Source organism: Oceanobacillus aidingensis (assembly GCF_042654105.1).
GTDB lineage: Bacteria > Bacillota > Bacilli > Bacillales > Amphibacillaceae > Oceanobacillus > Oceanobacillus oncorhynchi.
The window spans coordinates 64,410-78,097 of the sequence record NZ_JBHSFT010000019.1; the positions used below are offsets into that span (position 1 = coordinate 64,410).

Genomic DNA, 13,688 nt, shown 5'->3' on the forward strand with positions numbered 1-13,688 from the left:
TATGATGATATCACTTATTTACTTACTTCAATATTGAATGAATAAGTGTGTACCTTATTATTAAATTCAAATTCTGACCAAATTTTATACATGCCCTGCTTTGGAAAATGAGCATGGAATGTCGTTGTGTCGTCAGAATCTGGATGAACATGGATATATTGTTCTGCTGCTTCATCTACAATGACTACATGCCCCAAAGCACCTAAATACGGTTCAGGAGTTTCTCCATGCATATTAAAATCTAAAGGTACTGCTTTTCCGGTCTCTGCTTTGACGTCCTCTAACGTAACAGTTTTACCATCTACTTCTTTTGTCCAATCATCGTCAGGCTTTAAGACAGCTTTTCCTGTTTCCTCCGTTCCAACCTGAACTGGACTTGGAGCTACCTGATATGCTTTTTCCTTTGATGTAATATCAACAAAGGCTTTGTACGTACCATCCTTTAAAGGCTGGTTAATAGTATAAAGTCCTTCCTGCTCTTTTTCCGGATGCAAATGATAATACTGTTCCAAGTCATTCGATACCATAATAAAATGCATTTCTTTTTCATGTGCCAAAGCCAGCTCCGGCGCTTTTCCGGCATTATCCTCTAAGGCGATAGATATTTTTCCGTCCTTATACGTTACATCTACTTTTACCTCTGATTCACCTGAATGATTATGGTGGTGATGGTGATGACTATGATCCATATTTACTTCCTCCTTTGATTTTTTCATATGATGATATACTGTGTTTTCATTGGTCTCGACAGATTTTATGAGGAGAACTTTATAAAAAGAGGTTACCTCTTAATTTGCCGGTGATAACTCTTCCTCTGTTACCCATTTATGGTATTGAACTTCTTCTCCAGTATCTGTGGTTTCAAAATCAACCATATAGACAGTGATTTCATCTGCCGAATCGATTTCCGCATGAGCACCGTCCATTCCTTCCATATGATCGGCATTCAATACAACCTCCGTACCAGGATCTAATGGGGCAGCATCTGGATTTTCCAACTCTTCATGGATGACCCACTTATGATTCTCGATCTTCTTTCCATCTTCTGTCGTATAAGATACGGTGTAAACCGTTGTATCAAATGCACCGGAGACTTCCGCAACAGCACCATCCATTCCTGGCATATGATCGGCACTTATGATTGCCTCACTGCCGATTTCAAATGTCGGTTCCTTTGCTTCTTGAAGACCTGCAGGGATGTCTCCAGAACTGGACATTTCTTCAGCTGAATGATCCATCCCTTCATGCTCATGCTCATCTGCGTGTTCATCGTGTCCCATTTCTCCGCTTGCCAGTGGATTTTGCCCAGTAATAATGGCAAACGCTGCGAAAACAGCCACTACATAGATAATCCCTAAGGAAACCCATTTCTTAATGGACATATTATTGGCCTCCTTTTAACTTCAAGCGTTGTAATCGTAAAGCATTTAGTACAACGGATACTGAACTGAATGCCATCGCTGCTCCGGCAACCCATGGAGCGAGCAGTCCAATTGCTGCGACTGGAATGGAAGCTGAGTTATAGAAAAAGGCAAAGAACAGGTTCTGTTTGATATTACGCATTGTTTTTGCGCTAATTTGTACACTGTCTGCTACGCTATTTAAATCGCCGCGCATCAGCGTAATATCCGCTGCTTCAATCGCTACATCTGTTCCTGTACCAATCGCCATACCGATATCTGCTACAGCTAACGCTGGGGCGTCATTGACACCGTCACCAACCATGGCTACTTTTTTGCCTTCCTGCTGAAGCTTTCTAACCTCATCTGCTTTTTGCTCGGGAACGACTTCTGCGATAACACGATCTATTCCTACCTGTTTTCCAATTGCATCAGCTGTCCGCTGATTATCTCCAGTCAGCATAATGACTTCTAATCCTTGCTCGTGCATTCTTTGGATAGCTGTCTTAGAAGTCTCTTTCACAGTATCTGCCACCGCAATAACACCCGCTAATTGATTTTCCAAACCAATTAACATCGCTGTTTTCCCATCTGATTCAAGGTCTGCCATATTATCTTCTACAGAAGAGACATCAATATTCTCTCGCTTCATTAGCTTTCTTGTACCGACAAAAATCATTTTCCCATCTACAGATGCTTGAATACCGTATCCCGGTATCGCTTCAAAAGAATCGGTTTCTTGAATCTGAACGCCTTTTGCTTTTGCACCTTTTACAATTGCTTCTGCCAATGGATGTTCAGAATTATTTTCAGCAGAAGCGACGAAAGCGAGCACTTCTTCTTCTGTAAATCCTTGCTCAGGCAGAACATCTGTTAATTCAGGTTCTCCTTTGGTTACTGTTCCTGTTTTATCTAAAACAATTGTGTTCAGGTTACGTGTATTTTCTAAATACTCTCCGCCTTTAAACAAAACTCCCAGCTCTGCTGCTCTGCCTGAACCGGCCATCACAGATGTCGGAGTAGCCAGACCAAGCGCACATGGGCAGGCGATGACCAATACCGTAATCGCAGGGACTAAAGCAGAGCGTAAATCGCCAGGTGCAACAAAGAAATACCATACAAGTCCCGTCACAAGTGCTATTCCTATAACGATGGGAACAAATACGCCAGACACTTTGTCAGCAACACGCTGAATGTCGGCTTTACTTCCCTGTGCTTCCTCAACTACCTTTACAATCTGAGACAGAGCTGTATCCTTACCAACCTTGGTAGCTTCCATCGTCAGCAAGCCATTTTTATTAATAGTCGAACCAATAGCTACATCTCCTGTCTTCTTATCAACAGGAATACTTTCCCCAGTAATCATCGATTCATCAACTGCTGATTCCCCTTTTACAATTTGACCATCCACAGGGATTTTTTCACCAGGACGTACCATAACCACATCACCAACGATTACTTCTTCAATTGCAATTTCTTGTTCTTTTCCGTTTCTGATGACGCGGGCAGTTTTTGCCTGCATGCCAAGCAATTTTTGAATTGCCTGACCTGTTCTTCCTTTGGCACGAACTTCAAATAGTTTTCCAAGCAGGATTAATGTGATAATAACTGCCGCAGCTTCAAAATAAAGCTCTGGCATACCAGTCTGACCTTGTACCTGCCACTCGTAGCCGAGGAAAATACTATAAACAAAAGCAACCGTTGTTCCTAATGCAACAAGGACATCCATATTCGCACTGCCATTTTTCAATGCTTTATATGCGGATTTATAAAATTGTGCACCAACAATAAATTGGACGGGCGCCGCTAATGCCAGCTGTACCCACGGATTCATCAGCATATCCGGTGAATAGATAAACGACGTAAATTCAAAGTGTGTTACCATTGTCCATAATAAAGGAAGGGTTAAAATGGCTGAAAAAATAAATTTCCCTGTCTGATGTCGAATTTCTTCTCCTTTATTATTTGCTGTTTCTTCTTTAGATGATTGCACTTTTAAGCTGTAGCCTAATTTTTTTACAGCTTCCATCATATCGCCTGCAGTAACTTGGCCTTGGTCATAATCTACTGCTACGTTTTCTAAAGCAAAGTTGACAGAAGCGTTAGAAACACCTTCCATTTTATTTAATCGTTTTTCAATTTTATTGGCGCACGCTGCACAGGTCATACCCGATATATCAAATGTTTGCTTATCATGCGCAACATGATAGCCTAATTTTTCAATTTTATCTTCAAAATCCTGCACATTTGTTTTATCAGGATCATAAACAACCTTTGTTTTTTCAATTGCAAAGTTGACATTTGCATTTTCCACGCCTTCTATTTTGTTGAGCCCTTTTTCAATTCTATTGGCACATGCTGCACAGGTCATGCCTTGAATTTGTAAGTTTACTTCCTTTTGTGCTCCCATTTTCTCCACCTCTCTTATACCCTTTGGGGGTATTAAAAATTCAAAAAGGAAATCGTGCTGCTGAAAGCACGATTATCCCCTTCTTATTTAAGCGACATCATAGCCTTGTTCTTCAATTACTTCTGTAATTTCTTTTAAATTTACTTTATCAGCATGGTAGGTTACGTCTACTTTTCCATCTTCTAAATGTACTTTGACAGATTCAACTCCATCCAATTCTCCTACGTTGCCCTCAATTGAGTTGACGCAATGGCCACAAGACATTCCTTGAACATTTAGCGTTTTATTTTCCATGTAAATTACCTCCTAATTTTTAATTCACCTTCATATTACCATACCCTAGATAGGTATTGTCAAGTTAAAAAATTTTTACTTCATTATTTTTGAGATAGTTGTCATAAACTCTGCAACAATTTCTGGGTCCTTAATCTCTAACCTATCCATTACACATGTGTTTATATGGCTTTCCAGAAGCAGCCTTGAAACAGAATGCAATGCAGATTGCACCGCCGACACTTGCGTTAAAATATCATCACAATATACATTCCGGTCAATCATTCGTTTAACACCTTTGACCTGCCCTTCAATCCGGTTCATGCGATTCATTAAATTTCGCTGAAGCTCATCTGTCATATGCGTGCTGGTATCTTCTCCATCTTCAGCGCAACACATTTTCTTCTGTTCGATCGGAGCCATTTGTTCAGCTGTCTTACCCATATCTATTCTCCTTTCTTGTTTCAAGGATTATTGATTATTCAACCTAATCCGCTTCTAAATACCCTTATATAGTATGCAAACAAATAAAAGTCCATCTATTTTAATCAACAGGTAGTATATGTAAAATATTATTTTCTATTCTTTTTATTAATAATAGCCAGAGTGAATTATTTCAAAGCGGCTATGACAACTCCCAAAAAACGCATTACTTACTTATTATTATGCGAATAACAAATCTAACTTCCTGCTTTTTAGGAAAAGTATCTTTAGCATCGGAAATTTAATTCATTGAGTAAAATACATGTATTTTACTTTGAAACGTAATATTTTATTAAAAATGAGAAAACATTCTTATTATGAATATTCTTGATTCAATAGGTGATAAATTAAATCCATTCTCTTTTTATTCTCAAAATCTAATTGATAAAAATGGTATATATTTAGCTTTATTGTACAAGTTATTACATGAAAACCAAATCATCTATAGTAATAGGAAAACGCACTTTTTTCAGCAGAAAAAAGTGCGTTTTCTTTCCATACCTAATGATAATATAACTATCTTTACTTAAAATTATACGCTGTTACAATCTTCTCTCTATTCATAGACAAATCATTAAAGTATTCATACAGATTAATGCCTAAATAGGACCCAGAAATATTATATACTTTCTCATAACCTAAGTTATTTAGAGCCATTACCATGTTGTAGCTTCGTTGACCTGACCGGCAATGTATATATACAGGTTCATCTTTCGGAATTTCTGTTAATCTGTCTCTAAATTCACTTAAGGGAATATTTATTGCATGTTTTAGATGACCAGCATTGTACTCTCCTTTTTCACGGGCATCAATGATAAAAGCATGATTCTCCACTAACTCACGTACACAGGAAACCCTTACTTCTTTATATCGGCCTTCTAATTGATTTAATGCTACAAGCGCTGCATGATTAACAACATCTTTTGCCGTTCCCAGCATTGGAGAATACGTTAATTCAAGTTCTTTTAAATCATCTAAAGTCCCATTCATCGTGATTATCGTTGCAATGACATCGATCCGTTTATCGACATTACCTTTTCCAATCGCTTGTGCACCTAAAATCCGCCCTGTCGGGTATTCATATACTAATTTAAAATGCATTGGATTACTATTTGGCATCAAACCTACTTTATCTCTAGGCATCACATAGACAGAATCAGATGATATACCGGCTTGTTCCGCTGTTCTGACATTTAAACCAGTGGAAGCTGCATTTAAATCAAAAAGATGAATAGAGGAAGAGCCAATAACCCCTTGATTCCTGCTTCGAATTCCATACATATGATCTGCAGCTGCTCTGGCCTGCTTCTGGGCAGGTCCCGCCAGTGCTAACCTGGCCGGTTTGTGTAATAATCGATGGTATACTTCTATGGCATCTCCGACTGCATAAATATTTGGATCACTTGTAACGTAATTCGTATCCACTTTGATGGCGCCTGTTTCACCGATTTGAAGACCTGCTTCTTCCGCTAAGCGCGTTTCTGGTCTGACACCAATCGCTAAAACAACTGCCTCTGCTTTTATCCTTCTTCCAGAATTGGTCTCTACAAAACCAGCATCTATTTTTGCTAAGCCGTCATCTAAAATAAGATTGACTCCTTGGTCAACCATTTCTTTATGGAGAATCTGGGCCATATCGTAATCAAATGGAGGCATTACTTGACTGGCAAACTCTACTAAAGATATATGATAGCCTGCCAGCTTTAGATTTTCAGCAACCTCCACACCAATAAATCCCCTCCAATCACTGCAATATTTTTTATATCTTCTTGTTTTATGAAGTCATTCATATTTTCAATATCAACCACATTACGAACTGTGAACACGTTGGGATGATCGATGCCATCCAAATTTGGCCGAATTGGTTTCGCTCCAGGTGAAAGAACTAAAGAATCATACGGTTCTTCGTAAGTTCTATCCGCAATCAGATCTTTAATAGTAATTGTTTTTTTATCACGATTAATTTTCATAACCTCTTGATTTACTCTTGCTTCAATATTATATCGGTTTTTAAATATATCTGGATTCATTAAAACAAGATCTTGACTATCTTCTACAATTCCACTTAAATGATAGGGTAAGGAGCAATTCGAGAAAGATACATGCGGACCTTTTTCAAGCATAATAATTTCGGCATGTTCATCTAATCTTCTTACTCTGGCAGCAACGGATGCTCCGCCAGCAACTCCTCCAACAATTAATATTTTCTTCCCCATTGCTATCACACCTTCCGTTATTCTATTTCACCCTGCCAAGCCATCATGCCGCCAGTGATATTTATTACATCGTAACCCTGTTCAGTTAAAAAATCACATGCGGTGGAACTTCTGCCTCCGGAATGGCAAATCAAGTAATAATGTTCATTCTTGTCCAACTTTTCTAATGAATCTGCTAACTCCCCTAAGGGAATGTGTTTCGCTTCAGGGATTTTCCCCGCTGCTACCTCAATCTCTTCTCTAACATCAATTATGTTTATATGTTGGCACTGTCTTATTTTTTTCGCTAATTCGTTTACTTGTATACTTTTCATAACATCCTTCTCCATTTCTGCTTCCTCCGCGGGGTATACATATAGTGATAAAGACCCGTGAAAAACTTACTCTTGAAATGATAATAATTTATAACCGGAATCCGCAATCACTGTGAATGCTTCCATGAACTCATTCCGCCTTGTACATTCACAACCGCTTGAAAGCCTTTCCGCTTAAGAAATGATGCAGCACGGCTACTGCGCATTCCGCTTTGACAAATTAGAAATACTTCTCTATCTGAAACCAGCTCATTCCACCTGCTGTTTAGTTCGTTTAAAGGAATATTTTTCGCTTCTTTTATTTTATTTGCTTGAAATTCCCCCTTTGTTCGAACATCGATCAGCTGTATATCACTCTTTTTAAGCTTTTGCTTTAATTCCTCCGTAGTTATTTGTTTAATTCCCTTTCGTTTCAATTGATTGAGTATTATAACAAGCAGCACAAAAATCGCTATGATTGTATATATCATTTTTTTATCCTTCCTCCAATACATTTGGGGTAGTTCAGGTGCTTCGCAGTCCTTCACCTTAGCTGCGAATGCTTTATCATAATTGGTAAAAGGTAATTTATTTGTTTACACCACATCTATTTACCCCATACCCGTACGTGTATTATTATTACTTAAAAATTTTTGCTAAGATAGACTGAATTGCTTTGTCTATCCTAGCGGCTCTTCACTAATAAGTTGACTGCCTGGTCAACAAACTCGGTGGTATCTTCTCCTTCTTCTACTGCCTTTTGAACGCACTCAACAAGGTTTGAACTAACTATAACTCCCATTGTACGATCAATGGCAGTACGTGAAGCAGACAGCTGCGAAACAACATCACGACAGTCCTGACCCTCTTCCATCATTTTCAAAACGCCTCTAAGCTGCCCTTCTATACGTTTAATCCGATTTTTCATCTGGTTATTATATTCCACCATACATCGCCTCTTTCTAATTAATTTTATAAATCCCTCATATTTATCCAAGATTTCGCAGGTATTACTTTTTAAACTGGCTTTTGAGCAATGATTTGAATAACATGAGCTGTTCCACTATGAAAATTACCTTCACTGCGCTCCACTTCTCCCATAAAGAAATGAATCATTTTCCAATCTTTAAAGACTTCTAACACTTCTTGAGGGTCATATAGCATATTCTCTATTTTCGGACCGCCGCTCTCATAAGGTATTTGGTAAATAGAAAAAACCTCAGAGACATAATAGCCGCCTGGTTTAATAGACTCCTTCACATTTTCTAATACCTTATGACGCAGCTCTGAATCAAAGTGACCATATATACAAACTATTTCATCCCATTTATTTTTTGTCCAGTCAGCTTGATTTAAGTCAACCATTTCAGTATTAACATGCACATTTCGTTCATCGGCGAGATTTTTCAACTTTTTGATGCCTTCTTTAGACGAGTCCCATGCAGTGACATCCAAGCCTTCTTCAGCTAAAAATACTGCATTGCGTCCTTCCCCCTCGGCAATTGCTAAAACTTCGCCTGAAAACGGATGATTTTTATGCATCTCTTTCAAGAATTCATTCGGTTCTTTTCCGTACACATATTCATTTGTATTAAATTTCACATCCCAATGATTCATCTAATTACTCCTTTCTTCATCAAAGATACCATTACTCCTATAGGTACGCCAAATGTTTTAACTTATCGGGTATTAAAACGCTATAATAAGAATTTATTTTTTATTTAACATAAGCGGGAAATACTCCCCAGGTGAATATTAGAGAGTATTTCCTTTTTTAATTTTAACGTTTTTCTTTGCCATGGAAATATTTTTTAAAGAAGGAGATTACACATCTCTCTGTTATTCCTTACTATAAATCCTTCTTAATATCTTTATATCCTTCTTTTACATTAATGATATTTCTAAAGCCTTTTTTCTCTAACAGCCCAATTGCAATGGAGCTTCTAACCCCTGACTGACAATGAACGAATACTGGTTCATTCGTATCAAAAGGTACTTCCCTTTCTAACAATTTACCATGTGGTATATGCACAGCTTGTTTTAAATGACCTTGATTCCATTCACTCTCATTACGGACATCCAGCACATTTTTCTCTTCACCGGTGATATCTTTACTATGCACATGCTGAGAAATAACTTCATCTCCTGGTTTTACATATCCCTTTACAATGTCAAAACCAATTAATTGTAAGACATGCGCAGCATCTTGGACTGTTTGGTTATCACCTACAAGGTTAATGGGCTGATCATAATCTAAATACCAGCCGATTTGATTGATAAAGTTTTTATCAAACGGAATATTAACAGTACCATGTTGATGTCCGCCGTGATAGGCGCTTCGCGTGCGAATATCAAACGTTTGTAATGCTATGTCCTCCGCAGGATATACAATGTATGGTTTAAAATAGTCACTGCCATACTGATTAATTTTTTTCATTTGAGCAAAATGATGCGGCGGTTCCGGCTGGTCTGTTGTTAATACTGTAATAAATGTTGCTTCATCAAGTGCTTGAAATGCCCAGTTGTTTATTTTTTCATAACCTAATGTCGACATCGGAACTGCACCAAGTGATTTTCCGCAAGGGCTTCCGGCACCATGCCCTGGCCAGATTTGAATATAATCAGGTAAAGCTGTTATCTCCTGAATGGATTGATACATCTGTTTTGCACCGATTTCTGTGGAGCCGCTGACTTGTACCGCTTTTTCCAGCAAATCTGGGCGTCCAACATCCCCAACAAATAAAAAGTCTCCTGAGAATAATCCCATTGGTACAGAAGATCCGCCTCCTTTATCTATAAGCAAGAAGCTGACACTCTCCGGGGTATGTCCGGGTGTATGAATAACCTTTAGAGAAACGTTGCCAACATGAATTTCATCATTATCCTTAACGAATATCGTACCATCCGGCATATTTTTATAGCCTAAAGTGTCATCTCCTTCACCAGATACATAAATTCTTGTCTTTAATTTTGCTGCAATATCACGAATACCTGAAGCAAAGTCTGCATGAATATGTGTTTCTGCAGCATGCGTAATTGTTAAGCCTTCAGCTTCTGCCACTTCAATATATTCACGAATGTCTCTTTTTGGATCAATAACAATCGCTTCCCCTGTACGCTGGCATCCAACTAAATAAGAACTTTGTGATAAGTGCTGATCATAAAACTGTTTAAAAAACATAATAATTTCACTCCTTGGTTTTTAAATAAATAGATTATGTTTCGCTTTTTCTGTTTCACCGATATACGTACCTACACCGGCAAATTCAATTTCTGAGCGTAATTCTTCTTTCTTGATTCCCATGACATCCATACTCATCGTACATGCAATCAGTTTAATATCCTGCTCAATTGCTTTGTCTATTAATGCTGGCAAACTATCTACATTTTTCTGCTTCATAATAAAACGCATCATCCGGTTACCTAAACCAAGCATGTTCATTTTCGATATAGGCATGTTGACAGGAGTACGAGGTAAAAATAAATCAAATAATTTTTCCATCCCCCGTTTCTTCACTTTTTCTTTATTATTAAGCTTTAGAGCACTTAATCCCCAGAAGGTGAAGAAAATCGTTACCTCTCTGCCAGCTGCTCTTGCTCCATTAGCAATGATAAATGCCGCAAGTGCTTTATCCAATTCACCACTGAATAGTACAATTGTTGTGCCATTCGAAGTTTCTTTTATTGCCATATCCTTATTAATTTGTTCTTCTTTTTGGATAATTGCTCTAATATGCTTATTGCTTTTCTCTAATTCCACAATGGAATGACCCGTTTGAGCAGCCCAGCTTCTTACATCACTATGAAAACCAAAATCAGTAACTTTAACTTCTATTTGCTTCCCTGCAGCCATTTTTTGAACTTCCGCATTTAAACTGACAATTGGTCCCGGGCATTGCATGCCGCTATAATTAACAAGCTTACGATTATCTTGAATTTTTAATTCTCTCTTTTCCTCAGCAAGAGAACTATTTTTCTCAGCAAAAGCTGAATAACCACCATCTAAATTGACAACCTCAAATCCTTTACCTGCTAAAAATTCACTTGCCTTTTGACTCCTGGCGCCAGATTTGCAATGAATATAATATGTTTTATCATTTTCAGGATATTTGTGTTCAATTTCCGATAATGGAAAATTGTACGCATATTGAATGTGACCTGCTTCATACTCCGAGGTTTCACGTACATCTAATAATTGCCCATTCTCACCTAACTTCTCTAACTCTTCTTTTGAAAAGTCATTAATATGTTTTGCTTGATAGTTTGCCATAATAATCTCCCCTTTGTATACCTATAGGGGTATAATAACTGATGATTAAAGAGATGTCAAATACCATATAGGGTATTTTATAAGCTATAATTATTTCCTAATATTAAATAAGCAAGGGGAGAGACATACAAAAATATAATAAAAATTGACAAACTGGATTAGCAGCGTGCAGGAAATTCTGAGATTACTCTCCTCAACGAGAAGGTTTAACCTCACTACTTTATTTTTTCACCTTATTTGCATAACGTCTTTTTTTGATAAAACAAGGCTTGCATTATTTTTTCTGGGTTAAATCCAGAAATCCGTTTTCCATTTATAACAGTCTGTGGTACAGATAACCTTTTTGTTTTTGAAATTAATTGATACATTGCAACAGGATTCATATCCACATTCACTTCTTTATAAGGAGCTTCAAAAGAATCCAAAAAACTTTTTACCATGCTGCATACTGGACAAAATGTTGATGTATATATCGTTATAACTTGACTCATCCCTATTCCTCCTTAATTATTAGCTGTCTGCATATTTAAAAGATAAGAACAATCAAATAATATCCGTCCAGATTTTTAAGGCAGTGGCAAAGATTAACAATGCTAATATTGCCTGTAATATTTTGATGTTCATTTTTTTCCCGGTATTTGCACCAATTGGAGCAGCAATTAAGCTGGCAATTATCATGACAGCTGCCGGCCCGTATAATACCTGATCTGTAATAATTTTTCCTATAGCTGAACCGATAGAGGATAAAAAGGTAATTGCTAATGAGGAAGCGATTGTTACCCTTGTAGGTATCTTTAATATTACAAGCATAATCGGAACAAGCAGAAATGCTCCAGCGGCACCTACAATCCCAGCTCCCAGCCCCACAATAAATGCTGATATAACTGCAATCAAATGATTAAATTCCACTTGACTATTCTCTTTATCCTCTACATGCTGCTTCGGTACAAACATCATTACTGCGGCAATAGTGGCCAGCATGGCATATACCAAATTAATATTACTATCTGATAATAAATCAGAACCAAATCCGCCTATAAAGCTTCCAACTAAAACAGAAATTCCCATCGTTAATATTAAGGATTTATTTAGATATCCATCCTTTCTATATGCCCACATGCCGCCAATTGTTGAAAAGAAAACCTGAATAGCTAAAATACCAGCAACCTCTGATGAAGATAATGAGCCTACTCCAAGCAGTACCGGAATATATAATAAAAGTGGATAATTAATAATTGAACCGCCAATACCTAACATCCCTGATACAAACGATGCAATAAGCCCGATAAAAAATAATACAATAATAAAACCTAATTCCATTTGATCACCTGTTTTCCTACCAATACTAGCAGGCTGATTTCTTATAATCTTCTAGTAAAAGCATAATGTTTGTGCGATTACTTAAAACGATAAAGTGTGTCATCCCTTTGTTATTGGAAATTTTTCTTTCGTCCATGCTACATATCTGCCTTTTACGTTCAATACATTTTTAAAATTATTTACCTGTGTCAGGCTGTCAGCAACTGCTGAACGGGCATCAGAACGACAATTGCATCAAATAAATTTTTTTAGGTAATTCTTCAATTTGATCAACATGTGTGCCTAACATAATATGGTCGCACCAGCTATTCTTCCTTCTTCCCAAATTATCGCTTCACCAGTTTGTTGACAGCCAATTAAATAAGGTTTTTTGTGCTAAATTTTCATCAAAAAGGGAGCGAAAAATATGTCTTCTCTTTCATCATCTATTATTTTTCTTTGTCTGCAACTTCAAGGAATGATTCTAAATATCGGAATCCTTTTTGAATGGTTGGATCCTTCAATAAACGGTACATTCCATATAAGGAAAAATTAGCAGTATTATCATTCTGTTTGTACTGTTCATTTGTCTCCTTTATAACCTTGACTGCCTTATCCAGTGGAATAATATCATTTATTCCTTTTAATGCATATTCAACAGATGCTGTATCGTTTAAAAAGTCATTAACGAACTGAGAAACTTCATCAGCCTTCTTTAATAACGGGACTAATTTAGGCAATAAATGCATCAGTTCCAGAAGGGAAGTTAAATGTTCCTGGTTAATATGCAAGTTTTCTATTTTTTCTTCTATTTCATTACTAATAGTAGATAATGATTGTTTGTCTTCGATGACATTCTCAATAAAATCCAATTTATCATCCAGCTTCTGTACTCTTGATACAAAATCAGGGAGTTTTTGGACGAGATAATATAGAGCGTCTACCTGTTCCTTTTTCTCCAGTTCTTGTATTACATCATCCATCGTGGACTGCTTTTGAGTAGTGTCCAATTTTAAAACCTCCTTTTCATGAATATACTAATAT

The 13,688-nt window shown here is 37.2% G+C and carries 14 protein-coding genes and 1 pseudogene; all 15 read right to left on the reverse strand.

The features are described from left to right. Nucleotides 1–14: 14 nt before the first annotated feature. The gene (locus ACFO3P_RS12765; protein WP_289585321.1) at nucleotides 15–689 is read right to left on the reverse strand and encodes a hypothetical protein; all 675 of its coding nucleotides are present in this window, start codon (nucleotides 687–689) and stop codon (nucleotides 15–17) included. A 99-nt stretch (nucleotides 690–788) separates the two neighbouring features. Further along, nucleotides 789–1,376 (reverse strand): YdhK family protein, encoded by a 588-nt coding sequence (locus ACFO3P_RS12770; protein WP_379542446.1) that lies wholly within the window; start codon nucleotides 1,374–1,376, stop codon nucleotides 789–791. 7 nt (nucleotides 1,377–1,383) lie between these two features. Then, nucleotides 1,384–3,810, reverse strand: a complete 2,427-nt coding sequence (locus ACFO3P_RS12775) for a heavy metal translocating P-type ATPase (protein ID WP_289585319.1) — start codon at nucleotides 3,808–3,810, stop codon at nucleotides 1,384–1,386. An 87-nt stretch (nucleotides 3,811–3,897) separates the two neighbouring features. Further along, nucleotides 3,898–4,104 (reverse strand): copper chaperone CopZ, encoded by a 207-nt coding sequence (gene copZ / locus ACFO3P_RS12780; RefSeq protein ID WP_042533234.1) that lies wholly within the window; start codon nucleotides 4,102–4,104, stop codon nucleotides 3,898–3,900. A 75-nt stretch (nucleotides 4,105–4,179) separates the two neighbouring features. Next, on the reverse strand, nucleotides 4,180–4,527 hold the full coding sequence (locus tag ACFO3P_RS12785) for a metal-sensing transcriptional repressor (protein ID WP_289585318.1): 348 nt from the start codon (nucleotides 4,525–4,527) through the stop codon (nucleotides 4,180–4,182). Nucleotides 4,528–5,088: 561 nt separating this feature from the next. Continuing rightward, nucleotides 5,089–6,782: pseudogene (locus tag ACFO3P_RS12790) on the reverse strand (FAD-dependent oxidoreductase). Nucleotides 6,783–6,799: 17 nt separating this feature from the next. Continuing rightward, nucleotides 6,800–7,111, reverse strand: coding sequence for a rhodanese-like domain-containing protein (locus ACFO3P_RS12795; protein ID WP_306432742.1), 312 nt, complete (start codon nucleotides 7,109–7,111; stop codon nucleotides 6,800–6,802). Between the two features lie 92 nt (nucleotides 7,112–7,203). Beyond that, nucleotides 7,204–7,566 carry a rhodanese-like domain-containing protein gene (locus ACFO3P_RS12800; RefSeq protein ID WP_052485023.1) on the reverse strand — a complete coding sequence of 121 codons (363 nt, stop codon included), beginning with the start codon at nucleotides 7,564–7,566 and terminating at the stop codon, nucleotides 7,204–7,206. A gap of 194 nt (nucleotides 7,567–7,760) precedes the next feature. Continuing rightward, nucleotides 7,761–8,021 carry a metal-sensitive transcriptional regulator gene (locus ACFO3P_RS12805; protein WP_042536145.1) on the reverse strand — a complete coding sequence of 87 codons (261 nt, stop codon included), beginning with the start codon at nucleotides 8,019–8,021 and terminating at the stop codon, nucleotides 7,761–7,763. A gap of 71 nt (nucleotides 8,022–8,092) precedes the next feature. Beyond that, nucleotides 8,093–8,692 carry a class I SAM-dependent methyltransferase gene (locus ACFO3P_RS12810; protein WP_289585317.1) on the reverse strand — a complete coding sequence of 200 codons (600 nt, stop codon included), beginning with the start codon at nucleotides 8,690–8,692 and terminating at the stop codon, nucleotides 8,093–8,095. Nucleotides 8,693–8,924: 232 nt separating this feature from the next. Then, complete coding sequence (cstB, locus tag ACFO3P_RS12815; RefSeq protein WP_212928296.1) at nucleotides 8,925–10,256, reverse strand: persulfide dioxygenase-sulfurtransferase CstB; 1,332 nt, start codon at nucleotides 10,254–10,256, stop codon at nucleotides 8,925–8,927. 21 nt (nucleotides 10,257–10,277) lie between these two features. Continuing rightward, complete coding sequence (locus ACFO3P_RS12820) at nucleotides 10,278–11,345, reverse strand: DsrE/DsrF/DrsH-like family protein (protein ID WP_289585316.1); 1,068 nt, start codon at nucleotides 11,343–11,345, stop codon at nucleotides 10,278–10,280. A gap of 233 nt (nucleotides 11,346–11,578) precedes the next feature. Continuing rightward, on the reverse strand, nucleotides 11,579–11,836 hold the full coding sequence (locus ACFO3P_RS12825) for a glutaredoxin family protein (protein WP_042533222.1): 258 nt from the start codon (nucleotides 11,834–11,836) through the stop codon (nucleotides 11,579–11,581). A 52-nt stretch (nucleotides 11,837–11,888) separates the two neighbouring features. Next, nucleotides 11,889–12,665, reverse strand: coding sequence for a sulfite exporter TauE/SafE family protein (locus ACFO3P_RS12830; protein WP_042533220.1), 777 nt, complete (start codon nucleotides 12,663–12,665; stop codon nucleotides 11,889–11,891). Between the two features lie 428 nt (nucleotides 12,666–13,093). Then, on the reverse strand, nucleotides 13,094–13,654 hold the full coding sequence (locus ACFO3P_RS12835; RefSeq protein ID WP_193063839.1) for a hypothetical protein: 561 nt from the start codon (nucleotides 13,652–13,654) through the stop codon (nucleotides 13,094–13,096). Nucleotides 13,655–13,688: the final 34 nt, after the last annotated feature.

Bases quoted from the DNA above. Each gene is read 5' to 3' on its own strand.
- copZ (WP_042533234.1), bottom strand. From the start codon at position 4,104: ATGGAAAATAAAACGCTAAATGTTCAAGGAATGTCTTGTGGCCATTGC.
- ACFO3P_RS12820 (WP_289585316.1), bottom strand. From the start codon at position 11,345: ATGGCAAACTATCAAGCAAAACATATTAATGACTTTTCAAAAGAAGAG.
- ACFO3P_RS12775 (WP_289585319.1), bottom strand. From the start codon at position 3,810: ATGGGAGCACAAAAGGAAGTAAACTTACAAATTCAAGGCATGACCTGT.
- cstB (WP_212928296.1), bottom strand. From the start codon at position 10,256: ATGTTTTTTAAACAGTTTTATGATCAGCACTTATCACAAAGTTCTTAT.
- ACFO3P_RS12800 (WP_052485023.1), bottom strand. From the start codon at position 7,566: ATGATATATACAATCATAGCGATTTTTGTGCTGCTTGTTATAATACTC.
- ACFO3P_RS12825 (WP_042533222.1), bottom strand. From the start codon at position 11,836: ATGAGTCAAGTTATAACGATATATACATCAACATTTTGTCCAGTATGC.
- ACFO3P_RS12765 (WP_289585321.1), bottom strand. From the start codon at position 689: ATGGATCATAGTCATCACCATCACCACCATAATCATTCAGGTGAATCA.
- ACFO3P_RS12795 (WP_306432742.1), bottom strand. From the start codon at position 7,111: ATGGAGAAGGATGTTATGAAAAGTATACAAGTAAACGAATTAGCGAAA.
- ACFO3P_RS12810 (WP_289585317.1), bottom strand. From the start codon at position 8,692: ATGAATCATTGGGATGTGAAATTTAATACAAATGAATATGTGTACGGA.
- ACFO3P_RS12785 (WP_289585318.1), bottom strand. From the start codon at position 4,527: ATGGGTAAGACAGCTGAACAAATGGCTCCGATCGAACAGAAGAAAATG.
- ACFO3P_RS12830 (WP_042533220.1), bottom strand. From the start codon at position 12,665: ATGGAATTAGGTTTTATTATTGTATTATTTTTTATCGGGCTTATTGCA.